At 69.1% G+C, this 25,709-nt stretch carries 24 protein-coding genes; 22 read left to right on the top strand and 2 right to left on the bottom strand.

What is annotated here, in order from left to right:
• Positions 1-109 precede the first annotated feature (109 nt).
• The 5 genes from lpdA (at position 110) to ACT541_RS11565 (ending at position 5,077) form a co-directional block, all read left to right on the top strand.
• On the top strand, positions 110-1,522 hold the full coding sequence (gene lpdA, locus ACT541_RS11585; protein WP_476136992.1) for a dihydrolipoyl dehydrogenase: 1,413 nt from the start codon (positions 110-112) through the stop codon (positions 1,520-1,522).
• Positions 1,523-1,747: 225 nt separating this feature from the next.
• A complete protein-coding gene (locus tag ACT541_RS11580; RefSeq protein ID WP_476136990.1) occupies positions 1,748-2,824 on the top strand; it encodes a methyl-accepting chemotaxis protein in 1,077 nt (358 codons plus the stop codon).
• Positions 2,825-2,853: 29 nt separating this feature from the next.
• A complete protein-coding gene (locus ACT541_RS11575) occupies positions 2,854-3,303 on the top strand; it encodes a hypothetical protein (protein WP_476136988.1) in 450 nt (149 codons plus the stop codon).
• 350 nt (positions 3,304-3,653) lie between these two features.
• Positions 3,654-4,622, top strand: a complete 969-nt coding sequence (gene lipA, locus ACT541_RS11570) for a lipoyl synthase (protein WP_476136986.1) — start codon at positions 3,654-3,656, stop codon at positions 4,620-4,622.
• Positions 4,622-5,077: a type II toxin-antitoxin system RatA family toxin gene (locus tag ACT541_RS11565; protein ID WP_476136985.1), complete on the top strand. Its 456-nt coding sequence runs from the start codon at positions 4,622-4,624 to the stop codon at positions 5,075-5,077. The genes lipA and ACT541_RS11565 overlap by 1 nt, the downstream gene beginning before the upstream one ends.
• A 27-nt stretch (positions 5,078-5,104) precedes the next feature.
• Here the strand turns inward: ACT541_RS11565 and ACT541_RS11560 are convergent, their stop codons facing one another.
• Positions 5,105-5,629: a GNAT family N-acetyltransferase gene (locus ACT541_RS11560; protein ID WP_476136983.1), complete on the bottom strand. Its 525-nt coding sequence runs from the start codon at positions 5,627-5,629 to the stop codon at positions 5,105-5,107.
• Between the two features lie 235 nt (positions 5,630-5,864).
• On the opposite strand from ACT541_RS11560, the gene ACT541_RS11555 reads away from it, so the two are divergent.
• From ACT541_RS11555 to ACT541_RS11540, 4 genes are all read left to right on the top strand, one after another.
• The gene (locus ACT541_RS11555) at positions 5,865-6,944 is read left to right on the top strand and encodes an OpgC family protein (protein WP_476136981.1); all 1,080 of its coding nucleotides are present in this window, start codon (positions 5,865-5,867) and stop codon (positions 6,942-6,944) included.
• Complete coding sequence (locus ACT541_RS11550) at positions 6,941-7,735, top strand: SGNH/GDSL hydrolase family protein (protein ID WP_476136980.1); 795 nt, start codon at positions 6,941-6,943, stop codon at positions 7,733-7,735. The genes ACT541_RS11555 and ACT541_RS11550 overlap by 4 nt, the downstream gene beginning before the upstream one ends.
• 50 nt (positions 7,736-7,785) lie before the next feature.
• Positions 7,786-8,595, top strand: a complete 810-nt coding sequence (locus ACT541_RS11545; protein WP_476136978.1) for an SGNH/GDSL hydrolase family protein — start codon at positions 7,786-7,788, stop codon at positions 8,593-8,595.
• A gap of 416 nt (positions 8,596-9,011) precedes the next feature.
• Positions 9,012-10,793, top strand: a complete 1,782-nt coding sequence (locus tag ACT541_RS11540; protein WP_476136976.1) for a TIGR03768 family metallophosphoesterase — start codon at positions 9,012-9,014, stop codon at positions 10,791-10,793.
• 85 nt (positions 10,794-10,878) lie between these two features.
• Here ACT541_RS11540 and ACT541_RS11535 read toward each other — a convergent pair whose 3' ends face one another.
• Entirely contained in the window at positions 10,879-11,670 is a 792-nt protein-coding gene (locus ACT541_RS11535; RefSeq protein ID WP_476136974.1) for a hypothetical protein, read from the bottom strand.
• A 367-nt stretch (positions 11,671-12,037) separates the two neighbouring features.
• On the opposite strand from ACT541_RS11535, the gene rpsB reads away from it, so the two are divergent.
• From rpsB to lpxB, 13 genes are all read left to right on the top strand, one after another.
• Positions 12,038-12,805 carry a 30S ribosomal protein S2 gene (gene rpsB, locus ACT541_RS11530; RefSeq protein WP_476136972.1) on the top strand — a complete coding sequence of 256 codons (768 nt, stop codon included), beginning with the start codon at positions 12,038-12,040 and terminating at the stop codon, positions 12,803-12,805.
• 187 nt (positions 12,806-12,992) lie between these two features.
• Positions 12,993-13,922 carry a translation elongation factor Ts gene (tsf, locus tag ACT541_RS11525; protein ID WP_476136970.1) on the top strand — a complete coding sequence of 310 codons (930 nt, stop codon included), beginning with the start codon at positions 12,993-12,995 and terminating at the stop codon, positions 13,920-13,922.
• 192 nt (positions 13,923-14,114) lie between these two features.
• On the top strand, positions 14,115-14,843 hold the full coding sequence (gene pyrH, locus ACT541_RS11520) for a UMP kinase (RefSeq protein WP_476136968.1): 729 nt from the start codon (positions 14,115-14,117) through the stop codon (positions 14,841-14,843).
• A gap of 134 nt (positions 14,844-14,977) precedes the next feature.
• Positions 14,978-15,535, top strand: a complete 558-nt coding sequence (frr, locus tag ACT541_RS11515; protein WP_476136967.1) for a ribosome recycling factor — start codon at positions 14,978-14,980, stop codon at positions 15,533-15,535.
• Between the two features lie 32 nt (positions 15,536-15,567).
• Positions 15,568-16,338, top strand: a complete 771-nt coding sequence (locus tag ACT541_RS11510; protein ID WP_476136965.1) for an isoprenyl transferase — start codon at positions 15,568-15,570, stop codon at positions 16,336-16,338.
• On the top strand, positions 16,335-17,186 hold the full coding sequence (locus tag ACT541_RS11505) for a phosphatidate cytidylyltransferase (protein WP_476136963.1): 852 nt from the start codon (positions 16,335-16,337) through the stop codon (positions 17,184-17,186). Before ACT541_RS11510 ends, ACT541_RS11505 begins: the two co-directional genes overlap by 4 nt.
• A gap of 109 nt (positions 17,187-17,295) precedes the next feature.
• Positions 17,296-18,438: a M50 family metallopeptidase gene (locus ACT541_RS11500; RefSeq protein ID WP_476136961.1), complete on the top strand. Its 1,143-nt coding sequence runs from the start codon at positions 17,296-17,298 to the stop codon at positions 18,436-18,438.
• 288 nt (positions 18,439-18,726) lie between these two features.
• The gene (gene bamA, locus ACT541_RS11495; RefSeq protein ID WP_476136959.1) at positions 18,727-21,078 is read left to right on the top strand and encodes an outer membrane protein assembly factor BamA; all 2,352 of its coding nucleotides are present in this window, start codon (positions 18,727-18,729) and stop codon (positions 21,076-21,078) included.
• A 108-nt stretch (positions 21,079-21,186) separates the two neighbouring features.
• Entirely contained in the window at positions 21,187-22,236 is a 1,050-nt protein-coding gene (gene lpxD, locus ACT541_RS11490; protein ID WP_476136957.1) for a UDP-3-O-(3-hydroxymyristoyl)glucosamine N-acyltransferase, read from the top strand.
• A gap of 64 nt (positions 22,237-22,300) precedes the next feature.
• Complete coding sequence (gene fabZ / locus ACT541_RS11485; protein ID WP_476136956.1) at positions 22,301-22,771, top strand: 3-hydroxyacyl-ACP dehydratase FabZ; 471 nt, start codon at positions 22,301-22,303, stop codon at positions 22,769-22,771.
• 96 nt (positions 22,772-22,867) lie between these two features.
• Positions 22,868-23,653, top strand: a complete 786-nt coding sequence (gene lpxA / locus ACT541_RS11480; protein ID WP_476136954.1) for an acyl-ACP--UDP-N-acetylglucosamine O-acyltransferase — start codon at positions 22,868-22,870, stop codon at positions 23,651-23,653.
• A gap of 7 nt (positions 23,654-23,660) precedes the next feature.
• Positions 23,661-24,506 carry an LpxI family protein gene (locus ACT541_RS11475; protein ID WP_476136953.1) on the top strand — a complete coding sequence of 282 codons (846 nt, stop codon included), beginning with the start codon at positions 23,661-23,663 and terminating at the stop codon, positions 24,504-24,506.
• Positions 24,503-25,708 carry a lipid-A-disaccharide synthase gene (gene lpxB, locus ACT541_RS11470; protein ID WP_476136951.1) on the top strand — a complete coding sequence of 402 codons (1,206 nt, stop codon included), beginning with the start codon at positions 24,503-24,505 and terminating at the stop codon, positions 25,706-25,708. The genes ACT541_RS11475 and lpxB overlap by 4 nt, the downstream gene beginning before the upstream one ends.
• Position 25,709: the final 1 nt, after the last annotated feature.

The following is a 25,709-nucleotide window of genomic DNA, read 5'->3' as shown; positions in this document are numbered from 1 at the left end:
GTCCTTCGAGGCCCGGCCTTGCCGGGCACCTCGGGACGAAGCCGAACAACGAGATCGAATGTCGCGGATCCCGTTCGGATCGACGTGACGGCAGGACGGAGAACACTCCATGTCTCAATACGACGTCATCGTCATCGGCTCGGGCCCCGGCGGCTACGTGACCGCCATCCGCGCCGCCCAGCTCGGCTTCAAGACCGCCATCGTCGAGGCCAAGCACCTCGGTGGCATCTGCCTCAACTGGGGCTGCATCCCGACCAAGGCGCTGCTGCGCTCGGCCGAGATCTACCAGTTCATGAAGCACGCGGCGAACTTCGGCCTCAAGGTCGACAATCCCGGCTTCGATCTGGAGGCGATCGTCAAGCGTTCGCGCGGCGTCTCCGGCCAGCTCAACACCGGCGTCGGCTTCCTCCTGAAGAAGAACAAGGTCGACGTGATCTGGGGTCGCGCCATCCTGACCAACCCCGGCAACATCGTCGTCACCGGCACCGACGGCGCCCCCAAGGGTGCGCTCGGCGGCGGTGAGTATCAGGCCAAGCACATCATTCTGGCGACCGGCGCCAAGCCGCGCGTCGTTCCGGGTCTCGAGCCCGACGGCAAGCTGGTGTGGACCTATTTCGACGCGCTGAAGCCGACCGCGCTGCCCAAGACCATGCTGGTCGTCGGCTCGGGCGCCATCGGCATCGAGTTCGCGTCCTTCTACAACGCCCTCGGCGTCGACGTGACCGTGGTCGAGGTCATGGACCGCGTCCTGCCGGTCGAGGACGCCGAGATCTCGGCCGTCGCCAAGAAGAACTTCGAGAAGCTGGGCCTGAAGATCCACGTCGGCACCAAGGTGCTCGGCCTCGTCCGCCATGCCGACAGCGTCACCGCGACGCTCGAGGACAAGGCCGGCGTGCAGCGTCAGGTCGCCGTCGATCGCGTCATCTCGGCCGTCGGCGTCGTCGGCAACGTCGAGAACCTCGGTCTCGAGAAGCTCGGCGTGAAGACCGATCGCGGCTGCGTCGTGATCGACGAATACGGCCGCTCGAACGTGCCGGGCATCTATGCCATCGGCGACGTCGCCGGCCCGCCGATGCTCGCCCACAAGGGCGAACACGAGGGCATCATCTGCATCGAGGCGATCGCCGGCAAGCACCCGCACCCGATGGACAAGCAGAAGATCCCCGCCTGCACCTATTCGCAGCCGCAGGTCTCCTCGGTCGGTCTGACCGAAGAGAAGGCCAAGGCCGCGGGTTACGAGGTCAAGGTCGGGCGCTTCCCCTTCGTCGGCAACGGCAAGGCGATCGCCATGGGCGAGCCGGAGGGCCTGATCAAGGTCGTCTTCGACAAGAAGACCGGCCGGCTTCTCGGCGCCCACATGATCGGCGCCGACGTCACCGAGCTGATCCAGGGCTACGCCATCGCCATGAACCTCGAGACCACCGAGGAAGACCTGATCCACACGGTCTTCCCGCATCCGACCCTGTCGGAAATGATGCACGAGGCGGTGCTGGACTCGGAAGGCCGCGCCATCCACGTCTGATCCGGACGGCACATCCTGCGATCGAATCCGAGAAGGCGGCGGGCCGAAAGCCCGCCGCCTTCCTGCGTTTCCGGGCGGTCGGCGAACGGGTACCCGCAGTTGAGTGATGAAATTTCGTGCAAGTCGCAATTTTCGTCGTTTGGTACATGTTCGGGTAGTAATTCGTTTACATTTCAGGCCCAAGTCTTTCCCTAACGTCAATTCGAGAGTCGGGGAGCGGGAACCATGGTCGCGGGTGTCCTGGCGGACGAAGGAAGCGGGCAGTCCCTGGACGGAATCCTCGAGCGCTCCGGCGCCGCACGGGACCTCGCCGAACAGAAGGTCGCCGAGATTCGCGCCATCACCCGTCGCATGAAGATTCTCGCGCTCAACGCCCTGATCGAGGCGGCACGGGCCGGCGATGCGGGACGCGGCTTCGCGGTCGTCAGCCAGGAGGTGCGGGGGATCTCGGAAGAGGTCGACGCGCTCGCTCGCGGCCTCGACACCGAACTCGGCGGCGAGATCGAGACCGTGGCGCGGCTCGCCCGCTCGATGGCCGAGACCGCCCATGGCGACCGCATGGTCGATCTGGCGCTGAACGCCGTCGAGCTGATCGACCGCAACCTCTATGAGCGCTCCTGCGACGTCCGCTGGTGGGCGACCGACAGCGCCGTGGTCGAGGCCGCGGCGACGACCGACGCGGGCATCCATGCCTTCGCCGCCGATCGCCTCGGCGTCATCCTGCGCGCCTACACGGTCTATCTCGACCTCTGGCTGATCGACCCCTCGGGCCGCGTGATCGCCAACGGGCGGGGCGATCGCTTCGCCGTCGCCGGCCAGTCGGTCGCCGATCGGCCGTGGTTCCGCGCCGCCATGGGGCTCGCCACCGGCGACGACTTCCACGCCGAGGACGTGACGCGCGAGCCCCTGCTCGGCGATGCCGGCGTCGCGACCTTCGCCACCGCCGTTCGCGCCGGCGGCGCCACCCGCGGCCGGCCGCTCGGCGTGCTCGCCGTGCATTTCGACTGGGAGCCGCAGGCCCGCGCCATCGTCGAGGGCATTCGGCTGGGCGATCGCGCCGGCATCGCCCGCGTGCTGCTGGTCGATCGCCGCCGCCGCGTCATCGCCGCCTCGGACGGTCGCGGCGTGCTCGCCGAGACGCTCGCCTTCGATCCGCGCGGCCGCACCTCCGGCTACGAGCGGCGACCGGACGGCAGCTTCCTGGCCTTCCACGCCACGCCCGGATATGAGACCTATGCGGGACTGGGCTGGCACGGCGTCATCGTCGAGCCGGCGGATCGCGCGACCGCCCGCCGATCCTGACCGGTCGCGGGGCGACGGGGAGGGGACGCATGGACGACGTCGCGACGCTGCCGGCGGGCGGGAAGCGCCGCCGTGGGCGGATGATCCTGATCGGCATCGGCATTCTGGCGCTGCTCGGCCTCTTCGGTCCGATGGCGCTGCGCGCCTGGATCGCCCGCGACCTCTGCCCGACCGTCGTCACCCGCTCCGGCATGTCCGACGGCGCCCGCTGGGAGGTCGCCCGCTCCGACTGCGGCGACGGCCGCATCGTCCATCAGCTGCGCATCGTGCCCAACAAGGGCTGGTCGACGCTGGTCTACGAGACCGCGGGGGGCTCGCTCCCGGTGTCGTGGAGCCAGGAGGGCTTCCTCGGCAAGCTCGAGCTCGACCATCCGCTGGAAGGCGAGGCGAGCCTCGTCCTCGACGTGCCGCTCGACATCAAGGGCCGGCCGAAGGAGATCATCCGCGTGAAGGCCGGCCGGCGCGTGCCGCCGGCGTGAGGGCGATGGCTTCGACGCGGTGCGCGATGCTTCGAGACGGCGTTCTTCGAACGCCTCCTCAGCATGAGGCGTCTGCATTTGCCGAGGAAACATACAGAGCCTCATGCTGAGGAGCGCCGCAGGCGCGTCTCGAAGGATCGCGCACGGACCTCGATCCGGGCTCATTCCGAATTGCGCGAAGGTCCCGCGAGGGGAGAAGGACGACTCCCGCGTCTCCCTCCGCCGAATTGCCGCCACCTCCGCCCCTTCCGGGCAGCGGCTTTGCGCTCGCGCGTGCTTGCCCGCGCGTGGGAGGGCCTATATCAGAGGCGAACGTCGGCGCGTGGCCCGACGGAAGGAGAGATCCGCCGATGGTCAACGTGGTCGACACCCTCGCCGGCAATCGCCCGCAGGGCGACAAGGTCCGCCATCCCGAGAAGGCCCATCGCCCCGATCAGCCGGTGGCGCGCAAGCCCGCCTGGATCCGCGTCAAGGCGCCCGGCTCGCCGGTCTATGCCGAGACGCAGAAGATCGTCCGCGACAACAAGCTGGTCACGGTCTGTGAAGAGGCGGGCTGCCCCAACATCGGCGAATGCTGGTCGAAGAAGCACTCGACCTTCATGATCATGGGCGACACCTGCACCCGCGCCTGCGCCTTCTGCAACGTCGCGACCGGCAAGCCGCTGCCGCTCGACCCGGACGAGCCGGAGAACGTGGCGATCGCCGTCGAGAAGCTCGGCCTGACCCACGTCGTCGTGACCTCGGTCGACCGCGACGACCTCGACGACGGCGGCGCCGCCCACATCGCCGCGACCATCCGCGCGATCCGCGCCAAGTCGCCGGCGACCACGATCGAGGTGCTGACCCCGGACTTCCTCAAGAAGGACGGTGCGCTCGAGATCGTCGTGGCGGCCAAGCCCGACGTCTTCAACCACAATCTCGAGACGGTGCCGGGCAACTACCTGACGGTCCGCCCCGGCGCCCGCTATTTCCACTCGATCCGCCTGCTGCAGCGGGTGAAGGAGCTCGATCCGGAGATCTTCACCAAGTCCGGCATCATGGTGGGGCTGGGCGAGGAGCGCAACGAAGTGCTCCAGCTGATGGACGACCTGCGCTCGGCCGACGTCGACTTCATCACCATCGGCCAGTACCTCCAGCCGACCAAGAAGCACCACGAGGTGACGCACTTCGTCACGCCGGACGAGTTCAAGTCCTACGAGACGGTGGCCTATACCAAGGGCTTCCTGATGGTGTCCTCGAGCCCGCTGACCCGCTCGTCGCACCACGCCGGCGAGGACTTCGCGCGGCTGCGCGCCGCGCGTGCCGCCAAGAGCGCCTGATGCCCGCCTTCTCCACGACGCGCCGGGTCCGCCATTCGGCGGACGACATGTTCGACCTCGTCGCCGACGTGGAGAAATACCCCCGCTTCGTCCCCCTCTGCGCCGCGCTGCGCGTCCGGGCGCGCGAGGATCGGGGCGAGGGCAGGGTGGTGCTGGTCGCCGACATGACGGTGTCGTTCAAGCTGGTGCGCGAGACCTTCACCTCGCGCGTCGAACTCGATCGCGAGAAGCGCGAGATCCGCGTGACCTATCTCGACGGCCCCTTCAGCCGGCTGGAGAACGTCTGGACCTTCCGCGAGACCGGCGAGAAGGCCTGCGACGTCGGCTTCTCGATCTCCTACGAGTTCAGGAGCCGCGCCCTCGGTGTGCTGATGGGCGCGATGTTCGACCGCGCCTTCCGCACCTTCGCCGAAGCCTTCGAGAAGCGGGCGGATGCGGTCTACGGCCGCGCCTGAGCGCTCCGCACCCGCCCGACCGCGGTCTCACATGATCTTCTCGAAGCGGAAGCCTTCGTCGATGCCCGGAAAATCGTCGTGTCCGGGCGGATGGTGCGGGTCGGGATGGTGCGCGTTGAAGAACTCGACGATCCGGAAGCCGCAGACGTTGACGTAGAAGTGGATGTTGCGCTTCTCGAAATAGGGCGTGTGGGTCTGCCAGACCCGCGTCGCCGGGTAGGCCTGCTCGATCGCGCGCCAGGCCCGCCGACCGAGGCCGCGTCCATGTGACCCGACGGCGATGAAGAAAAGATCCAACGTGTTGCGATGCGTGGTCTCGTCGATCGAGACGACGGCGCCGCCGACGTCGCGGCCGTCCGACAGAATGCGCAGGGCGACGGCGCCGGGCGCGGCGATCGTCGCGTCGATGTCGTCGTCGGCAGGAATCGGGCCGTCCGGCAGAGGGCCGAACGTCTCGACCACGGCAACCGCGAAGGCGTCCTGAAGCGCACGCCTGAAGGCCGGAAGGTCGTGCGCCTCGGCGACGACGAGGGTGATCGGGTCCGTGATCATCCCGCTCTTCTAGTTCACGGCGACGGCGGACGACAGCGCGCGCCGTGTGCACCATTGCGTGATCTCGGCCCGTCCGGCCACGGCACCCGATGGACGCGGTGCGTGACCGCGCCTTCCGCACCTTCGGCGCGGCCGCCTTGACAGCCGACCGCCGCCGCCGCCAGCATGGCAGAAACGAAATCGTCGTCCTCGGCCCCGCGCGGGCCGGACGTCGTCGGACCCCGGGGAGTAGGCGATGCCCCGCTCGCCCAATGCCGTCGACTTCTGGCGCGGTTTCGCCCTGGTCGAGATCTTCGTCAACCACATCCCCGGCAACGTGTGGGAGCAGTTCACCCACAAGGTGGTGTCGCAGTCGGATTCGGCCGAACTCTTCGTCTTCCTCGCCGGCTGGTCGCTGATCCATGCGGTCGGCCGCCCCGAGGATCCGCGCCCGGCGGCACCGCTGGTGATGCGGCTCTTCCTCAGGGCCGGCAAGCTCTACGCCGCCCACATGGTGATCGTCATGGCGGCGATCGCCATGCTCGCCGCCGCCTCGAAGCTGCTCGACAACCCGCTGCTGCTCGACTGGTTCAACGCCTCGGCGGTCTTCACCGCCCCGGTCGAGGCCCACATCGGCCTCGTCCTGCTGACCCACCAGCTCGGCTATTTCGACATCCTGCCGCTCTACGTCGTGCTGCTCTTCGCCTCGCCCTTCATCGCGCTGCTGCATCGACGCTGGCCGTCGGCGCTGCTGCCGCTCTCGGCGGCGCTGTGGCTGGTCTGCCTCGTCGGCGAGTTCACCTTCGACACCTGGCCGACCCAGGGCGAATGGTTCTTCGATCCGCTGTGCTGGCAGCTCGCCTTCGTGCTCGGCTTCGTGCTGGCCCAGCCGACCGGGCTCGGCGCCCGGGTCCGTCGTCACATCGGCGAGATCCGGCTCGTCGCCCTGCCGGTGATCGCCTTCGCCGCCTGGGCGCGCTGGGCGGGTTGGGAACTCGATCCGACCACGGCGCCGGAACCGCATCTCCTCTTCGTCAACGACAAGAGCTTTCTGACGCCGACGCGGATCGGCCAGTTCCTGCTCCTCGCCGCGCTCGCCTCGGTGCTGTGGGCGCCGATCGAGCGTCGCCTGCCGGCGCTCGGTCGTGCCCTGTCGCTTCTCGGGCGCAACTCGCTGCTGGTCTTCTGCATCGGTTCGCTGGTGAGCCTCGCCGCCCAGATCCTGCGATTCGTGTTTCGAAGCGGCATCGTCGGCGATACGATCATCGTCGCCGGTGGACTGGCGGTCCTGTTCACGGCAGCGGCCGTTGCCGACTGGTGGGAACGACAGCGATGACACGACGCCTCCGCGCGATCCCGGCTCTCCTCGCCGCCGTGACGATGCTCGCCGCTCCGCTGCCGGCCGCGGCCGAGCCGCAGCTGGCGCCGATGCCGAGCGAATGCGCCGCGACCGGCACCGACGGCGCCCCGACGGTCGCCTTTCCCCATCTCGCCCGCGCCATGACGCAGCATCAGGAGATCGTCGTGCTGGCGATCGGAAGTTCGGTCCTCGGCGGCGCGCGCCCCGGCGGCGACTACTACGGGCTGGTCGAACGCTTCCTCGAGACGACCTTCAAGGGCCTCCAGGTGCAGATCGTCCAGCGTGGCGTCTCCGGCGAGCTCGCCCGCGACGGCGCCGAACGCATCCGCCTCGAGGTCGCCCGCAATGCGCCCGACGTCGTCTTCTGGCAGGTCGGGACGGCCGACGCCATGGCGGGCATGGACCCGGCCGAGACTCGCGAGATCATCCGCTCCACCATCCGCTGGCTCGCCGAACACGAGGTCGACACCGTGCTGATCGGCCTACACTACACGGCGAGCCTGCGCGACGATCCGCAGTATCAGGCGATGCGCGAGGCGATCAACGAGGTCGCGCGGCAGGAGGGCGTGCTGCGCATCCGTCGCTACGAGGTCGGCGAGACGCTCGCCCGGCTGAAGAAGCTGCCGAGCGACGCCGCGCTCTTCGACGACCGGTCCGGCATCGGCGACGCCTGCATGGCCGAACATCTGGCGCGCGCGCTCGCCACCGGCCTCTTCGCCCGTCGTGTCCCCAAGGACCTCGACAAACCGCCGGCGAGCCCCAAGTGAGGCTCCGTAACCCCTGTCGCGGCCCGCGCCGACCCGACGATGGAGACGAGATGGACGACCCTGCGACGCCGCCGATCCGCCGTGCCCCGCGCGCCGCTCTCGCTGCCCTGATCGTCACCTGCGGACTTCTCGCCCCGCTCCGGCCCGCCGGTGCCGGCGAAGCGCCGCTGCTGCCCGGTCCCGCCTGCGACGCACCGACCGAACTGCTGCGGCTCGCCCGGCCGTTGCCGCGCTTCGCCGCCAGGCTCGCCGACGGCTCGCCGATCCGCATCGTCGCTCTCGGCTCGTCGTCGACCTTCGGTCTCGGCGCGACCTCGCCGGCGGCGACCTATCCGGCCCGCCTCGAGGCCGAACTGCGCGCCGCGCGCCCCGGCCAGGACATCACCGTGATCAACCGCGGCATCAACGGCAACGTCACGCGCGACGAGATGCTGCGCTTCGACCGCGACGTCCTCGCCGAGCGGCCGGATCTCGTCGTCTGGCAGGTCGGGACGAACACGCTGCTCAAGGGGCAGGACATGTGGTCGGTGTTCCTCGACGTCCGCGCCGGCGTCCGCCGTCTCGACGCGATCGGCACCGACATCCTGCTGATGAACCTGCAGTATTCGCCGACCGTGCTCGCCCGCCCGAACCACCCCGACATGCTCGATCTGGTGGCGGTCGCCGGCCGCGAGACGAACGTCGACGTCTTCGACCGCTTCGCGATCATGAAGAGCTGGAGCGAGCGACGGCACTACGACTTCGCAGCCTTCATCACTCCCGACGGGCTGCACATGAACGACTGGGGCTACGGCTGTCTGGCCAAGCTCCTCGCCGCGACCCTCGTCCGGGTGCCGGAGCGGCAGACGGTCGGACGCTGAGCGCGGGCGAGCGCGGGGAGGGGCGCGGCGCCCCGCCCGCGGTCGCCCGAGGTGCGACGGCGGATGTCACGCCGAGGATTACGCAGAAATACTTCCGCGCCTTCTGGAAGTGCGACGGCAACCGTTCGTAAAGCGCGGCGGCAATACCATCCTCGCCGTCAATCATGAAGCACTTCGCTCCCTCCCGACCGTCGCAGGGCCCTGGCGCCCACACCGTGATCGCACCGATCTCGGCCTCGTCGGACGTCGACGCCGGATCCTCGGTCTCGATGCCGCACCGTCGCCGAAGTCGGCCGATCGCCGGGCGACCCGCCGCGGATCGCAGTGCCCACAGTCGGATCGGATCGAGCCCTCTCCGCGTCTCTCGTGCGGGGTGACGATCGCCCTCGGACCAACGAACGAGCAGGAGACTTGCCGTGAACACTTTGACCAGACGTGGCTTCGGAGCGGGCGTGTGGGCCGTGACGGTCGCCGCCACCGGCATCGGCCGCGTCGGCGCGGCCTTCGCCGGGACGACGGGGCGCAACGCGGCCGGCGAGTATCCGATCGACCCGAAGGTCGCCAAGACCACCGAGCGGACGATCGTGCCGGGGGCGCTGCCCGCGACCAAGGCCGAGGTCTACGAGCTGGCGAAATACGAAGCGCTCGGCATCGGCAACTGGACCTGGGGCAAGGGCGAAGCGCCGGTGACCCGGGTCGATCTTATGCCGGCCGGCTGGGACGCCGCGGCGGCCGACCGAAAGCGCCGTCTGCTCAAGTTCTTCACCATCTCCGACATCCACATCACCGACAAGGAGGCGCCCAATCAGGGCATCTATCTCCAGCGGCTGCATCCGGAACTGGCGGTGACGACGTCGCTGTGCTCGGGCGTGATGCTCTACACGACGCACGTGCTCGACGCCGCGGTGCAGACGATCAACCGGCTCCATGCGGCCGAGCCCTTCGACTTCGGCCTGTCGCTCGGCGACGTCGCCAACTCCACGCAGTACAACGAGCTGCGCTGGTACATCGACGTGCTCGACGGCAGAGAGATCCGGCCGAGCTCGGGCGCCCATCTCGGCGCCGACAGCATCGAGTTCCAGAAGCCGTTCAAGGCGGTGGGGCTCGACAAGTCGATCCCCTGGTATCAGGTGCTCGGCAATCACGACCACTTCTGGCTGGGCTCGGTGTCGGTCGACCACGGCCCGCGGCCCGACCTCAGGGCGTCCTACGTCTCCGACGAGGTCTTCGCCGCCGGCGACGTGCTCGCCGACCCGTCGCGGATCGTCGACCGCACCTACTACATGGGCGTGTTCGATGGTTCGAAGCCGCACGGCGATCTCGCCTTCGCCGGCCCGGTCGGGGATTTCGCGACGCCGCCGAAGGTCGCCGCCGATCCGGATCGGCGGTCGCTGACCACGTCGGAGTGGATGAAGGAGTTCTTCGAGACGACGTCGAACCCGGTCGGACACGGGTTCGATCGCGCCGCAGCCGAGAAGGGCTTCGCCTGCTACGGCTTCGTGCCCAAGGCGGACGTGCCGATCCGGGTGATCTCGCTCGACGACACCCAGAAGGACGACGACAAGTCGCTCGACATCCATGGTCACGGCTTCCTCGACGAGGCGCGCTGGACCTGGCTGAAGAAGGAACTGGCGGCGGGCGATGCCGCCGGTCAGCTGATGATCATCGCCGCCCACATCCCGATCGGCGTCGAGCCGAGCGAGCCGCGGTCGGAGATGAGCTGGTGGCTCGATCCGCAGAACGCGGTGACGCTGCCCGACCTGCTCGCCGAGCTGCATTCCCACCCCAATCTCCTGATGTGGCTCGCCGGCCACCGTCACCTCAACACGGTGAAGGCCTTCGTCTCGCCCGATCCGGTCGGCGCGCCGGAAAAGGGCTTCTGGCACGTCGAGACCTGCTCGCTGCGCGACTTCCCGCAGCAGATGCGCACCTTCGAGATCTTCCTCAACCGCGACCACACGATCACCATCGAGACGGTCAACGTCGATCCGTCGGTCGAGGAGGGGACGCCGGCGGCGATCTCGCGCCGCTACGCGGTGGCGGCGCAGCAGCTGGTGAAGGCGGACATCCGCACCTTCAACCCGACGAAGGATCCGACCATCGCGCCGATGCCGTCGGGGTCCTACAACGCGCGGCTGCTCAAGAAGCTCGATCCGGCGATGACGGCGCGGCTGAAGGCGCTCTTTCCCACGCCGTGAGCGACGCGCCGACCACGACCGTCCCCCATGCGCCCCGCCGGTTCGCCTCGAGCCGGCGGGGTCGTCGTGTCGGCGGGCGGTCGTTTCAGAAGCTGGTCTTCACGCCGATGATCGGACCGTGCTGGACGATGTCGTAGACGTAGCCGCCGCGGGTATGGTCGATGCCGAGGCCGCGATAGCCGGCGAGCAGCGTGTAGCGATCGTCGTATTTCCAGCCGACGCCGCCGAAGGCGTCCCACGACAGTTTCGAGCCGGTGTCGGAGCCGCCGGCGAGGGCCCAGGAGGTCAGGTACCAGCGGTCGGAGAGGCGGACGCCGGCGTGGGCGCCGAGCATCGGATCGACCCAGACCTCGTCGGTGTCGCCGGAGCGGGTGATGCCGAAGCCGGGCAGGCTCAGCTGCGCGTCGGTCTTCACCCGGTAGAGGCGGGCGCCCGCCATCAGGTCGAGGTTCCAGACCCGATCGTCGACGACCCTCCAGCCGAGGCCGCCGGAGACGACGAGGGTCGAGCTCGACAGGGTCAGCGAGGACGAGACGGGGGTCGTGAAGCGCTCGTCGACCGACAGTTTCGAATACATCAGGTCGCCCCACAGGATCAGCCGATCCCTGCGGGCGTAGACGATGCCCATCAGCGCGCCGTCGAGCTTCGACAGGATGTCGCCGAAGCCCATGTCGACCCGGGCGGCGGGCAACGGCGGCAGGGTGGCGGTGTCGCCGTGGAAGCCCGAGAACCAGCCGTAGCTGGTGACCTCGATCTGCCAACCGGCAGGCTCGGCACCCGCCGGCCGCGCCGGGCCGGCCTCCGCGGTGGCGACCGTGACGGCGAGCATCGCCGCGGCGATCCCGGGGATCCCGGCATTCGTTCCGAATTTCGACATCGTGGCCGCCCGTCCGATCGTCTCGCCGATTCTCACGTCTTCCATTCGAGACGTCCGGCGGATGGAAGCAAGCGGGCCGATCGTCGCTCCGGCCACAGAGGCCCGGCGACGCTGGATCACGTCACGAGGCCGCAGCGCCGTCGACCCGGGGGGGCGGGGTCGGACAGGGGGCGGAAGCGTCGCCATCCCCCTCCCGCCTTGACATCTCCCGCCATCGCGCCTATGTCCCGCGCCATTCCACACGCGTGGGGTCGGGCGCTCGGTACCGAGAAGGATGTCTCGGGGCCGTCAAGCGTCCTACCGGTGTTTCTCTCCCGAGAAACATTCTGCCCCCGCGGAGGTTCAACCGGTAAAGGAGAAGAGAGCCATGGCTCTGCCCGATTTCACCATGCGTCAGCTGCTCGAGGCCGGCGTCCACTTCGGTCACCAGAAGCACCGCTGGAACCCGAAGATGGCCCAGTTCATCTTCGGCACCCGCAACAACATCCACATCATCGACCTCGCGCAGACCGTTCCGCTGCTGCATCAGGCGCTCAAGGCGGTGTCCGACACCGTCGCTCGTGGCGGCCGCGTGCTCATCGTCGGCACCAAGCGCCAGGCCCAGGAGCCGGTCGCCGATGCGGCCCGTCGCTCCGCCCAGTACTTCGTCAACGCCCGCTGGCTCGGCGGCATGCTGACCAACTGGAAGACCATCTCCAACTCGATCAACCGTCTGCGCAAGATCGAGTCGATGCTCGGTGGCGAGGCCCAGGGCCTCACCAAGAAGGAGCGTCTGAACATGGACCGCGACCGTGTGAAGCTCGACCGTTCGCTCGGCGGCATCAAGGACATGGGCGGCCTGCCGGACCTGGTCTTCGTGATCGACACCAACCGTGAGGCCCTCGCTATCCAGGAAGCCCGTCGTCTGGGCATCCCGGTCGCCGCGATCCTCGATTCGAACTGCGATCCGGACGGCATCACCTATCCGATCCCGGGCAACGACGACGCCGGCCGCGCCATCGCCCTCTACACCGACCTGATCGCCCGCGCCGCCATCGACGGCCTGTCGCGCGCCCAGGGCGACATGGGCGTGGACATCGGTGCCTCCGAGGCTCCGGTCGAGGAAGTCCTGTCGGGCGAAGAAGCCGCGCAGTGATCCATTCGAACGGCCCGGGCACGCCCCGGGCCGTTCGTCACCCGCTCGTCGTCGAACCGAGGTTCGATGACACGAGAGGCGGATGGTTCGAGCAGGCCGCCCCCCGAGTCGCGGCTCACGTGTTCCCGTCCGTCGCCGAGGCCTCCGCCTCGGCCGTTTTTCATCACATGACCCTCCAGAGGCGAACATGAGCATCTCTGCTTCCCAGGTGAAGGAACTCCGCGACAAGACCGGCGCGGGCATGATGGACTGCAAGGCCGCCCTCGCCGAGAACGCCGGCGACATGGAGGCCGCGGTCGACTGGCTGCGCAAGAAGGGCCTGTCGAAGGCCGCCAAGAAGTCCGGCCGCACGGCCGCCGAGGGTCTCGTGGGCGTCGCCACCGACGGCCTGCGCGGCGCCGTCGTCGAGGTCAACTCCGAGACCGACTTCGTCGCCCGCAACGAAGGCTTCCAGGCGATCGTCAAGGGCATCGCCCAGCTCGCCCTGACCACCGGCGGCGACGTCGCCGCGCTCGCCGCCGCGGCGCTGCCCTCGACCGGCAAGTCGGTCACCGACAGCCTGACCGACGCGGTCGCCACCATCGGCGAGAACATGCAGCTGCGTCGCACCGCGCTGATCTCGGTCGCCGACGGCGTGGTCGCCTCCTACGTCCACAACCAGGTCGCCGACGGCATGGGCAAGATCGGCGTGCTCGTCGCGCTCGAGTCGGCCGCCGACAAGGCCAAGCTCGCCGCCCTCGGCAAGCAGATCGCCATGCATGTCGCCGCCCACGATCCGACCCCGGCCGCCGTGCGCACCGAGGAGATCGACCCGGCGATCGTCGAGAAGGAGCGTCAGATCTTCTCCGCTCAGGCGCTCGAGTCCGGCAAGCCGGCCGCCGTCGTCGAGAAGATGGTCGAGGGCCGCATCCGCAAGTTCTATGAGGAGGTCACCCTCCTGAAGCAGAACTTCGTGATGAACCCGGAACTGACCGTCGAGGCGCTCGTCGCCCAGGCCTCCAAGGACCTCGGCGCCCCCGTCACCATCAAGGCCTTCGTGCGCATGGTGATCGGCGAGGGCATCGAGAAGGAAGCCTCGGACTTCGCCGCCGAGGTGGCCGCCGCCGCGGGCGTCTGATTGCGGCCTCCGCCGCGGGCGTCTGATCCGAGCGATCGAACGACTTCGAAAAGGCCGTCCGCGAGACCCGCGGGCGGCCTTTTCTCTTATTGAGGCCCGGTTGATGACGAAACGCCGTGCTTCGTGTATTGCCAGCCCGCACGCGCCAGGCGCACCGCGACTCGCCCCGCCGCCCGACCGAAGGAGCCACGAATGACCGAGACCCTCGCCTGGAAACGCGTCCTTCTGAAGCTCTCGGGCGAGGCGCTGGCCGGCGGCGCGCCGCTCGGCATCGACACCGACGTGGTCGGCCGCATCGCCGACGCCATCGTCGCCGCCCGCGCGCTCGGCGCCGAGATCGGCATCGTCATCGGCGGCGGCAACCTCTTCCGCGGCGCCTGGCTGCAGAAGCAGGGCACCGACCGCGTCACCGGCGACCACATGGGCATGATGGCGACGGTGATGAACGCGCTGGCCATGCGCGAGGCGCTGAGCGCCCGCGGGCTCAAGGCCAAGGTCTTCTCCGGCCTGTCGATGCCGGCCGTCGCCGACGACTTCACCCAGCGCCACGCGCTCGAGGCGCTGGCGACCGACGGCGTCGCGCTCTTCGCCGGCGGTCTCGGCACACCGTTCCTCACCACCGACACCACGGCGGCGATGCGCGCCTCGGAGATGCGCTGCGACGCCATCTTCAAGGCGACCAACGTCGACGGCGTCTACACCGCCGACCCCAAGAAGGACCCGACCGCGACCCGCTTCGATCGTCTGACCTTCGACGAGGCGATCGGCCGCGATCTCAAGGTGCTCGATACGGCGGCTTTCGCACTTGCCCGCGACAACGCTATTCCGATAATCGTGTTCTCGCTCGAGGAGCCCGCCGCCCTGATCGAGGTGCTGAAGGGCTCCGGCCGCGCCACCCTGGTGGCCGGGCGCGGGGCCTGACCGGCCCGCGCGCCGCGACGCGAGACGCTTTTCATCACGGGCGCCGGGGCCGATCCCCGTGCCGTCCGGGCCCGCTCCGAGCGATCGCCTCGCCGGTCGGGCCGATCCCGAGGAAGCCTTCCGAGGAAGCCCCCATGGCACACAAGTTCGACATCGAAGACATCAAGCGTCGCATGGGCCAAGCGGTCCACGTCTACAAGGAAGAGCTCTCGGGCCTGCGCACCGGTCGCGCCTCCACCCACCTGCTCGAGCCGGTGACGGTCGAGGCCTACGGCGCCCGCATGCCGCTGTCGCAGGTCGCCACCGTCTCGGTGCCCGAGTCGCGCATGCTGCTGGTCTCGGTCTGGGATCGCGGCATGGCCGGCGCCGTCGAGAAGGCGATCCGCGAGGCCAACCTCGGCCTCAACCCGATCTCCGAAGGCGCGACGCTGCGCGTGCCGATCCCGGAGCTCAACGCCGAGCGCCGCAAGGAGCTGGTCAAGGTCGCCCACAAGTACGCCGAGGCGGCCCGCGTCGCCGTCCGTCACGTCCGCCGCGACGGCATCGACAGCCTGAAGAAGGCGGTCAAGGACGGCATGAGCGAGGACGAGGAGGGCCGTCTCGCCGATCGCGTCCAGAAGCTCACCGACGAGACCGTGGCCGAGATCGACAAGCTGCTCGTCGCCAAGGAGCAGGACATCACCAAGGTCTGATCCGGGTCACGGACGGGACGGGGACCGAGCACATGAGCATGGCGTCCGACGGTTCGATCGAACGCGACCTCGCCGGTGCCGCCGGCGAGGTGCCGAACCACGTCGCCCTGATCATGGACGGCAACGGCCGCTGGGCCCAGGCCCGCGGCCTGCCGCGCACCGAAGGCCATCGCCGCGGCATGGAGACGGTGCGTCGCATCATCCGCCACGCCTCGCGGCGCGGCATCGGCCATCTGACGCTCTACTCCTTCTCGTCCGAGAACTGGCGTCGGCCGGCGGAGGAAGTCGGGTTCCTGATGGGGCTCCTCAAGTACTTCATCCGCCGCGACCTCGCCGAGCTCCATGCCGAGAACGTCCGCATCTCGGTGATCGGCGAACGCGGCGATCTCGCCCCCGACATCGCCGCGCTGCTCGCCGAGGCCGAGGATCTGACGCGGGCGAACACCGGCCTGCGGCTGATCATCGCCTTCAACTACGGTTCGCGCGACGAGATCGTGCGGGCCACCCGCATCCTCGCCGAGCGCGTCGCCCGCGGCGAGCTGGCCGCCGACGCGATCGATCGCGACGCCTTCGCCAATGCCCTGTGGACCGACGGGATCCCCGATCCCGATCTGCTGATCCGCACCTCGGGCGAGAAGCGGCTCTCCAATTTCCTCATGTGGCAGGCGGCCTATTCCGAGCTGGTCTTCTCGCCCGTGCTCTGGCCCGACTTCGACGAGGCCGCCTTCGACGCGGCGATCGACGAATACAACGGCCGTGAACGCCGCTTCGGCGGCATCGGCGTCTCCCTGGGGGCCAAATGACCGACGCGAACCCGGCCGGCGACAAGTCGCGCGAACTGAAGCTGCGCGTGGCCTCGGCCGTGGTGATCGCGCCCGTCGCCCTCGGTGTCACCTGGGTGGGCGGGACGGCCTTCTCGCTCCTCGTCGTCCTCTGCGGCGTCGTCATGGCGTCCGAATGGGCGACCATCGCCATGGGCCGCTCCTGGGCGCCGCTGCGCCTCGTCCAGCTGGCGCTGGTGGGGCTCTCCGTCGCGGTCGGTGTCGGGCTGGTCCCGGCCGCCGGCAAGGTCGCAATGCTGCTCTCGGCCGGCGCGATGTTCGCCGCCGCCGCGGTCGGCTTCGTCGAGGCGAGGGCAGGGACCGTCGCCGGGGCCGATCGCTGGGCGCCCTTCGGGCCGTTCTACGCGGTGCTGCCGTCGCTCTCGCTCGAGCTTCTTCGCCAAGGCCCCTCCGGGCTCGCGCAGGTGATCTTTCTCTTCGCCGTGGTCTGGGCGACCGACATCGCCGCCTATTTCACCGGTAGGGCGATCGGCGGGCCGAAGCTGTGGCCGGCGGTGTCGCCGAAGAAGACCTGGTCGGGCGCCCTCGGCGGGCTCGCCGCGGCCGCTATCTGCGGCGTCGGCGCGGCAGCCGTGGCGGGAGCGAAGGGGCTCTTCGCCATCGCGGTGCTCGCCGCCGTCATGTCGATCGCCTCGCAGGGCGGCGATCTCTTCGAGTCGAGCCTGAAGCGTCGCTTCGGGGTCAAGGATTCGGGCTGGATCATTCCCGGCCACGGTGGTCTTCTCGACCGGGTCGACGGTCTGGTGACGGCGGCTCTCGTCGCCGCCGCCTTCGCCGTCGTCCGCGGCGGGCTCTTCGCAGCGGGTTGAGTTTCCGGATCCGGTCGGAAATCGGCCGGAATCCCGTGGAATATTCGTAAAGGATTGGCGTGCGACACTCGGGGAACCGGGGCGTATCGCCGGCAGTCGAGGGTGGTGGATGCAGGTGCTCAACGACGTGTGGAGTTTCGTCGGCTACGTGCCGCCGTTCCTCTTCGTCCTCACGCTCGTGGTCTTCTTTCACGAACTGGGGCACTTTCTCGTCGGCCGCTTCTGCGGCGTCGGCGTCGTGACCTTTTCGATCGGCTTCGGACCCGAGCTCTTCGGCTGGAACGATCGCCACGGCACCCGTTGGCGCGTCTCGATGATTCCGCTCGGCGGCTACGTCCGATTCGTCGGTGACGAGAACGCCGCCTCGGTGCCCGATCGCGAGGCGCTCGACGGCATGAGCGCGGAAGAGCGCGACCACGCCTTCCAGACCAAGTCGGTCGGCGCCCGCGCCGCCATCGTCGCCGCCGGGCCGATCGCCAACTTCCTGCTCGCCATCGTCGTCTTCTCGGGCCTGCTGTTCTTCGGCGGCCGCTGGGATCTGCTGCCCAAGGTCGGCGACGTGTCGCCGGGCGAGGTCGCGGCCGAGGCCGGCGTGCGCCCGGGCGACCTGATCATGACGATCGAGGGCAAGCCGGTCGCGACCTTCATGGACGTGATGCGCATCGTCTCCGAGCGCGCCGGCCAGACGACCCGATTCGAGATCGATCGCGGCGGCCACCGCGTCGACGTGACGCTGACGCCGCGCCTCTTCGAGGAGAAGAGCCGCTTCGGCAGCCAGCGCCGCGGTCTCGTCGGCATCCGCGCCTCGACCGATCCCGCCGATCGCCATCTCCGGACCTTCGGTCCCGGCGAGGCGGTCGTCGAGGGCGTCAAGGAGACGTGGTTCTTCGTCGAGAAGACGCTGTCCTACGTCGGCGGCCTGTTCTCGGGCCGGGAATCGATCGATCAGATCGGCGGACCGCTGCGCGTCGCGCAGATCTCCGGCGAGGTGGCGGGGCTCGGCTTCCCGGCGCTGATCAATCTGGTGGCGCTGCTTTCGGTGTCGATCGGACTTCTCAACCTCTTTCCGATTCCCATGCTCGACGGCGGCCATCTGGTCTTCTACGCCGCCGAGGCGGTGCGCGGCCGGCCCTTGTCGGAACGCGCCCAGGACATCGGTTTCCGCATCGGTCTGGGGCTGATTCTGACGCTGACACTGGTTTCGTCGTGGTACGACATCCTCCATCTCGTCTCGCTGCGCAGCGGCGGTTGACGGAGCGGCAGGTTGTCGTGTCGCATTCACGCTCGGGGAGTATCGCGTATGGTCGAGCCGTGGGGAGCCGATGACGTGGCGATCGGGCAACGGTCGCCGACAAACCCGTCGGAAGAGTCCGGCGGTCGGGTTGCACATGTGCCAAAAGGCTGTACAAAGCACGGTACGGACGAAGAGATTCCGATCCTCGCCGGGTTGGGCCTGCGTCCCGCGTTCAGCGGAGGTCGCAGGGTGTCGAGGGTCGAAGTGAAACGGGGCCGAAATACGATGAGTTCCTTCGCGAGCACGATGAAGAAGACGGCCCTCGCGGCGGCGCTGCTGACGGTGGTTCCCGTCGCGATGGGCGACGGTGCAATCTTCGGGGCGAGCGTTGCCAAAGCCGACGTGATCGTGCGTGGCAACAAGCGAATCGAGACCGAGACGATCCGCTCCTACGTGGTGCAGAACGCCAAGGGCGGTGACACCGATGCGGTCCTCAAGGCGCTCTATGCGACCGACCTGTTCTCCGACGTGAAGGTCACCCGCGAGGGCGGCAACACCGTCGTGGTCGTGACCGAGAGCCCGCAGATCAACAAGATCGCCTTCGAGGGCAACAAACGCATCACCGACGAGCAGCTGAAGGGCGTCATTCAGGCCAAGCCGCGCGGCTTCATGTCGAAGAACGACGTGCAGTCCGACGTGCAGCGTCTGCTCGAGGCCTATCGCCGCAACGGTCGCTATCGCGCCCAGGTCGAGGCCAAGGTGATCAACCTGCCCGACAACCGCGTGAACCTGGTCTACGAGATCGACGAGGGCGACAAGACCGCCGTCACCCGCATCTCGTTCTCCGGCAACAATTCCTATTCCGCCGGCCGCCTGCGCGACGTCGTCAAGACCCGCGAGACCGGCCTGCTCGGCTGGCTGCGTTCGACCGACACCTACGATCCGGATCGCCTCCAGCAGGACCAGGACGCGCTGCGCAAGTTCTACATGAAGAACGGCTACGCCGACGTCCGCATCGTCTCCGCGACGGCCGACCTCGACCGTGAGCGCAACGTCTTCTTCGTCGGCTTCACCATCGACGAGGGTCAGCAGTATTCCTACGGCGAGATCGACGTCCAGAGCTCGCTCTCGGGCCTCGACGCCGCCGCGCTGCGGTCGGAAGTCGGCACCCGGTCGGGTTCGGTCTATTCGTCCGAAGAGGTCGAGAAGACCATCGAGGCGCTGTCGCTGGCCGCCAGCCGCTCCGGCTATCCCTTCGCCCAGGTGCGTCCGCGCGCCCAGCGCGACTATGCCGGCCGCACCATCTCGATCACCTACTATGTCGAGGAAGGTCCGCGCGTCTACGTCGAGCGCATCAACGTGCGCGGCAACGACCGCACCCGTGACTACGTGGTGCGTCGCGAGTTCGACATGGGCGAGGGCGATGCCTATTCCAAGGCGCTGGTCTCCAAGGCCGAGCGTCGCCTGAACCGTCTCGGCTTCTTCAAGTCGGTCAAGGTCAACACCGAGACGGGGTCCGCCCCGGATCGTGTCGTCGTGAACGTGGACGTCGAGGAACAGCCCACGGGCGAACTCGGCTTCGGCGCCGGCTACTCGACCGCCGACGGCATCATCGGCGACGTGTCCTTCTCCGAGAAGAACTTCCTCGGTCGCGGCCAGTATCTGAAGGCCTCGGTGCAGTACGGCCAGCACACCCGCGGCTGGCAGTTCTCCTTCACCGAGCCCTACTTCCTCGGCTATCGCGTCTCGGCCGGCTTCGACGTGTTCCAGAAGCAGCAGCTCACCACGAGCTACCGCAACTACGAGCAGAAGGACACCGGTGGAACGCTGCGCTTCGGCCTGCCGATCACCGAGAACCTGACCTTCGGCGTCAGCTACACCCTGCTGCAGTCGAAGATCACGCTCGAGTCGTCGCAGGCGAACGACGTGACGTCGGACGGCGAAGCCTCGCTGGCCTACAAGTACTACATCTGCGGTCAGTCGAATTGTGCGACCACGGGTGTCCTGTCGCGCAGCCGCATCGTGTCGACCCCGGCCGTCAGCCTGGTCTACAACACGGTCGACAACATCCAGTTCCCGCGTGACGGCATCTACGCCAAGTGGACCGAAGAGTTCGCCGGTGCCGGCGGCGACGCGAGCTACATCCGCTCGACGGTCGACGCCCGCTACTATCGCGAACTGTGGGCCGACTGGGGCGTGATCGGTATGGTCCGCGGCCGCGCGGGCAACATCGCCGGCATCGGCAAGAAGCTCGAGATCATCGACAACTTCTTCCTCGGCGGCGAGACGATCCGCGGCTTCGCCTCCTCGGGCTTCGGCCCGCGCGACATCGGCGGCGTCTATTCGGAAGCCCTCGGCGGTCGCAACTACTGGGCGGCGACGGCGGAAGTCTCGATGCCGGTTCCGGGCACCCCGGACGAGTTCGGCCTCTACATGTCGGCCTTCGCCGATGCCGGCCAGCTCTGGAGCATCGACAAGCGCTCGGTTCCGGCCGGTCTGAACTACGTCGACGAGAACAAGGTCCGCGCCTCGGTCGGCGTCGGCATCCTGTGGCGCTCGCCCTTCGGTCCGCTGCGTGCCGACTTCGGCATCCCGGTCTCGAAGTCGAAGTACGACCAGACGCAGGTCTTCCGCTTCTCGGGCGGCACCCAGTTCTGAGGTCGATCGACCGCATCGATCGGGCCGCCGCCATCCGTGCGGCGGCCCTTTTTCTTTGAACGGACCCGGATTTGCCCGACCGTTCGACCGTGTCGGAGTTCCATCGCGATGAGCGATCCGTCCTTCTTCGCTGCCCCCAAGCCGGCGACCATCGCCGAAGTCTGTGCCTGGACCGGTGCTTCTTGCGCCGACGAGACGGCGCTCGCCACCGTGGTCAAGGGCGTCGGCCCGCTCGACGGTGCCGGTCGCGGCGACGTGACCTTCCTCGACAACAAGAAATACGCGCCGCAGCTCGCCGCGACCCGGGCGACCGCCTGCCTGGTGGCCGAGCGCTTCGCCAAGGAGGTGCCGGAAGGCGTGGTCGCGCTGATCGTGCGCGATCCCTACCGCGCCTATGCGACCGTCGCCGGCCGTTTCTATCCCGCCGCGCTGCGCCCCGAAGGCGTCTTCGGCGCCGAGCCGGGCGTCTCGCCCGCCGCCCATGTCCACGCGACCGCCAAGCTCGAGCCCGGCGTCACCGTCGAACCCGGTGCGGTGATCGGCGCCCGCGCCGAGATCGGCACCGGCACGGTGATCTGCGCCGGCGCGGTGATCGGCCACGACGTCCGCATCGGCCGCAACGCCTATGTCGGCCCGAACGCCTCGCTGATCCACTGCCTGATCGGCAACCGCGTCATCCTCCACGGCGGCGTGCGCATCGGTCAGGACGGCTTCGGCTTCGCCATGGGCGCGGGCGGCCACCAGAAGGTGCCGCAGACCGGCCGCGTCGTCGTCCAGGACGACGTCGAGATCGGCGCCAACTCCACGATCGACCGCGGCGCCAACCGCGACACGGTGATCGGCGAGGGCTCGAAGATCGACAATCTGGTGATGATCGCCCACAACGTCGAGATCGGCCGCCACTGCGTCATCGTTTCGCAGGTCGGCATTTCCGGCTCGACCAAGCTCGGCGACTTCGTCGTCCTGGCCGGTCAGGTCGGCATCGCCGGCCATGTCACGATCGGCGCGGGTGCCCAGCTCGGCGCGCGCTCGGGCGTCCATACCGACGTCCCCGCCGGAGCCCGTTGGGTCGGCGCGCCGGCGAAGCCCTTCATGGAAGCGGCGCGCGAACTGGCCGCGGTGGCGCGTCTCGCCGCCCGTTCGGACGCCAAGGACTGATGGACCCGACCGGCGCAATTGCGGCGCCGTCGTGGACCGAGACGAGAGAGGAAAGAGGAGCGCGATGACCGACCAACCCGCCACCACGCTCGAATCCGTCGGCATCCAGGAGCTGTTCGAGCTCCTGCCGCACCGTTATCCCTTCCTGCTGATCGACAAGATCGTCGACATCGACGGCGACGATCGCGGCGTCGGCATCAAGAACGTCACCTACAACGAGCCGCAGTTCCAGGGCCACTTCCCGGAGCGGCCGGTGTTCCCGGGCGTCTATCTGATCGAGGCCATGGCCCAGACGGCCGGCGCGATGTGCGTGCTGAAGAGCAAGAAGTCCGGCGGCGGCGCGCGCCCCTCGGTCGTCTATTTCATGACGGTCGACAAGGTGAAGTTCCGCAAGCCGGTGGTGCCGGGCGACACGGTGGAGTTCCACGTCGCCAAGCAGCGCCAGCGGTCCAACATGTGGTGGTTCCGCGGCGAGGCCAAGGTCGACGGCAAGATCGTCGCCGAGGCCGAAGTCAGCGCCATGCTGGTCGCCTGACCGCCGTCGTCACATACCGACACACGAAGTGATTTTGTTCGCGCCCGTTCGGTCGATAGACCACGGACGCGAACAACACAGACAGGAATCGTCCCCATGGCGAAGATCCATCCCACCGCGATCGTCGAGGACGGCGCGGTCGTCGGCGCCGACGTGTCCATCGGTCCCTTCTGCGTCGTCGGACCCGAGGTGGTGCTCGGCGATGGCGTCGAGCTGGTGAGCCACGTCTCGGTCGCCGGCAAGACCGAGATCGGCCCCAAGACCAAGATCTATCCCTTCGCCTCGATCGGCCACCCGCCGCAGGACCTCAAGTACCACGGCGAGGCGAGCCGCCTGACGATCGGTGCCGGCACCACCATCCGCGAGCACGTGACGATCCATCCCGGCACCGAGGGCGGCGGCCTGCTGACCTCGGTCGGCGATCGCTGCCTGATCATGGTCGGCGCCCACGTCGCCCACGACTGCCGCGTCGGCAACGAGGTCATCCTCGTCAACAACGCGACGCTCGCCGGCCACGTCACCGTCGGCGACCACGCCATCCTCGGCGGCCTCTCGGCCGTGCACCAGTGGGTGCGGATCGGGCCGCATTCCTTCCTCGGCGGCCTCTCCGGCCTCGAGAACGACCTGATCCCCTACGGTTCGGCGATCGGCGATCGCGCCCGTCTCGGCGGCCTCAACATCGTCGGCCTGAAGCGCCGCGCCTTCGAGCGCGAGAGCATCCACAAGCTGCGCGCCGCCTATCGCATGCTGTTCTCGGAAGAGGGCACGCTGCTCGAGCGCGTCGAGGACGTCGCCACGATGTTCGCCGACGAGCCGCTGGTGATGGACGTGGTGTCCTTCATCCGCGAGGGCGGCGACCGCCGCGTCTGCATGCCGCGGTGAGGGGGCGATGACGGCGCGGCGCGACGAGGGCGAGGGCCCGCTGATCGTGCTCGCCGGCGGCGGGCGCTTTCCGCGCCTCGTCGCCGATGCCGCCGCCGCCCGCGGCCGCCCCGTCACCATCGCCGCGATCCGCGGCGACGCCGATGCCGAGATCGAGGTCCACGACCACGTCTGGATCTCGCTCGGCCAAGTCTCCCGCCTGATCCGTCTCGCCCGCGACCGCCGCGCCCGCGATCTGGTGATCGTCGGATCGGTCGGCAAGCGCCTGCCGCGCTGGGGTGAATTCGATCTCGCCGACGTCTGGGTGCTGCTGCGCAGCCTGCGCATCCTGGCGGGCGGCGAGGACGGTATCCTGCGCCGCGTCGGCCGCATCTTCGAGCGGCGCGGCCTGCGCCTCGTCGGCGCCGCCGAGGCCGCGCCCGAACTCCTCATGCCCGCCGGTCCGCTCGGACGCGTCGCCCCCGACGAGGCGGCCCGCGCCGCGATCGCCACCGGCGTCGCCGCCGCGCGCCGCCACGGGCTCGGCGACGTCGGTCAGGGCGTGATCCTCGAGGGCGACACGGTCGTCCTCACAGAGGACTGGTCCGGCACCGACGCGATGATCGCCACCTATGCCGCGCGGGCCGAGAAACATCCCCCGGCGGTGCTGGTGAAGTGTCCCAAGCCGATCCAGGACCTGCGCCTCGACATGCCGGCGATCGGCCCCGCCACGGTTCGCGCCGCCGCCGCCGCAGGGCTCTCCGGCATCGCCGTCGTCGCCGGCGCGACGCTGGTCGCCGACCGGACCGAGGTCGCGCGCGCCGCCGACGAGACCGGTATCTTCGTCTTCGGCGTCGAGGAGGCCGCATCGTGAGCGACGTCGCAAAGCCCCCGGTCCGCGTCTTCATGGTCGCCGGCGAGACCTCGGGCGACCTGCTCGGCGCCCGCCTCGCCCGCGGACTGCGTGCCGCGCTCGGCGATCGGCTGGCGCTCGAAGGCGTCGGCGGTCCGGCGTTGACGGGGGAGGGGCTCGCGAGCCTCTTTCCCATGTCGGACATCGCCGTCATGGGCATCGGCCCGGTGCTGCGGCGCCTGCCGCTGATCCTGCGGCGCATCCGCGAGACGGCGGACGCCGCGATCGCCGCGCGCCCCGACGTGCTGGTGCTGATCGACAGCCCCGACTTCTGCCACCGCGTCGCCAAGCGGGTGAAGAAGCGCCGGCCCGACCAGAAGATCGTCATCTACGTCTCGCCGACCGTCTGGGCCTGGCGCCCCGGCCGGGCGGCGAAGATCGCCCGTTTCACCGACCGGCTGCTGGCGCTGCTGCCCTTCGAGCCGGAGGTCCACCGCCGCCTCGCCGGGCCGCCGACCTTCTACGTCGGCCATCCCTACATCGAACGCGTCGGCATCGTCCGCCGCCCCGACCGCGCCGATCTTCCGGCGCCGGGCACGCGGCCCTTGAACCTGCTCGTGCTGCCCGGCAGTCGGCGTTCGGAAGTGACCCGTCTGATGGCGCCCTTCGGCGAGATCCTGCGCGGCTTCGCCGATCGCGTCGGCCCGTTCGAGGTGACGATCCCGGCGGTCGACCATGTCCGCGCCGAGATCGAGGCGCGCGTCGCCGACTGGCCGGTCGTCCCGCGCATCGTCTCGGGCGAGGCGGCGAAGTTCGAGGCCTTCCGCGCCGCCGATCTGGCGCTCGCCGCCTCGGGCACGGTGACGCTCGAGCTGGCGCTCGCCGGCATTCCGCACGTCGCCTGCTACCGGCTCGACGCCATCGGCCGGATCGTCAAGCACTTCCTCGACATCCCGAAGCCGCTGCGCTCGATGGCCAAGGTGCGCACGGCGCTGCTGCCCAACATCGTGCTGGGCGAGCTGGCGGTGCCGGAATTCATCGACGAGACGCTGGTGCCGGAGACGGTCGCCGCCCGCCTCGCCAATCTCGCGACGCCGAGCGCGGCGCGGGCGGCGCAGATCGCCGCCTTCGCTCGGCTCGACGCCGACATGCGCGAGGGCCTCGCCGAGACCCCCGGGGCCACGGCGACGCGGATCGTGCTCGATCTCCTCGGCGAGGGCTGAC

Source organism: Pinisolibacter sp. DMC100, from assembly GCF_056313705.1.
Note: the sequence above shows the minus strand (reverse complement) of the source record. Positions and strands in the feature narration are given on the sequence as shown.

What these genes read in the sequence shown, in the direction of transcription:
- ACT541_RS11500 (WP_476136961.1), top strand. Translation starts at nt 17,296, where the DNA reads ATGCAGGTGCTCAACGACGTGTGGAGTTTCGTCGGCTACGTGCCGCCG.
- ACT541_RS11560 (WP_476136983.1), bottom strand. Translation starts at nt 5,629, where the DNA reads ATGATCACGGACCCGATCACCCTCGTCGTCGCCGAGGCGCACGACCTT.
- lipA (WP_476136986.1), top strand. Translation starts at nt 3,654, where the DNA reads ATGGTCAACGTGGTCGACACCCTCGCCGGCAATCGCCCGCAGGGCGAC.
- ACT541_RS11565 (WP_476136985.1), top strand. Translation starts at nt 4,622, where the DNA reads ATGCCCGCCTTCTCCACGACGCGCCGGGTCCGCCATTCGGCGGACGAC.
- lpdA (WP_476136992.1), top strand. Translation starts at nt 110, where the DNA reads ATGTCTCAATACGACGTCATCGTCATCGGCTCGGGCCCCGGCGGCTAC.
- frr (WP_476136967.1), top strand. Translation starts at nt 14,978, where the DNA reads ATGGCACACAAGTTCGACATCGAAGACATCAAGCGTCGCATGGGCCAA.
- lpxA (WP_476136954.1), top strand. Translation starts at nt 22,868, where the DNA reads ATGGCGAAGATCCATCCCACCGCGATCGTCGAGGACGGCGCGGTCGTC.
- tsf (WP_476136970.1), top strand. Translation starts at nt 12,993, where the DNA reads ATGAGCATCTCTGCTTCCCAGGTGAAGGAACTCCGCGACAAGACCGGC.
- bamA (WP_476136959.1), top strand. Translation starts at nt 18,727, where the DNA reads ATGAAGAAGACGGCCCTCGCGGCGGCGCTGCTGACGGTGGTTCCCGTC.
- ACT541_RS11555 (WP_476136981.1), top strand. Translation starts at nt 5,865, where the DNA reads ATGCCCCGCTCGCCCAATGCCGTCGACTTCTGGCGCGGTTTCGCCCTG.
- ACT541_RS11535 (WP_476136974.1), bottom strand. Translation starts at nt 11,670, where the DNA reads ATGTCGAAATTCGGAACGAATGCCGGGATCCCCGGGATCGCCGCGGCG.
- lpxD (WP_476136957.1), top strand. Translation starts at nt 21,187, where the DNA reads ATGAGCGATCCGTCCTTCTTCGCTGCCCCCAAGCCGGCGACCATCGCC.
- ACT541_RS11580 (WP_476136990.1), top strand. Translation starts at nt 1,748, where the DNA reads ATGGTCGCGGGTGTCCTGGCGGACGAAGGAAGCGGGCAGTCCCTGGAC.
- pyrH (WP_476136968.1), top strand. Translation starts at nt 14,115, where the DNA reads ATGACCGAGACCCTCGCCTGGAAACGCGTCCTTCTGAAGCTCTCGGGC.
- ACT541_RS11475 (WP_476136953.1), top strand. Translation starts at nt 23,661, where the DNA reads ATGACGGCGCGGCGCGACGAGGGCGAGGGCCCGCTGATCGTGCTCGCC.
- ACT541_RS11545 (WP_476136978.1), top strand. Translation starts at nt 7,786, where the DNA reads ATGGACGACCCTGCGACGCCGCCGATCCGCCGTGCCCCGCGCGCCGCT.
- ACT541_RS11505 (WP_476136963.1), top strand. Translation starts at nt 16,335, where the DNA reads ATGACCGACGCGAACCCGGCCGGCGACAAGTCGCGCGAACTGAAGCTG.
- ACT541_RS11550 (WP_476136980.1), top strand. Translation starts at nt 6,941, where the DNA reads ATGACACGACGCCTCCGCGCGATCCCGGCTCTCCTCGCCGCCGTGACG.
- ACT541_RS11575 (WP_476136988.1), top strand. Translation starts at nt 2,854, where the DNA reads ATGGACGACGTCGCGACGCTGCCGGCGGGCGGGAAGCGCCGCCGTGGG.
- rpsB (WP_476136972.1), top strand. Translation starts at nt 12,038, where the DNA reads ATGGCTCTGCCCGATTTCACCATGCGTCAGCTGCTCGAGGCCGGCGTC.
- fabZ (WP_476136956.1), top strand. Translation starts at nt 22,301, where the DNA reads ATGACCGACCAACCCGCCACCACGCTCGAATCCGTCGGCATCCAGGAG.
- ACT541_RS11510 (WP_476136965.1), top strand. Translation starts at nt 15,568, where the DNA reads ATGAGCATGGCGTCCGACGGTTCGATCGAACGCGACCTCGCCGGTGCC.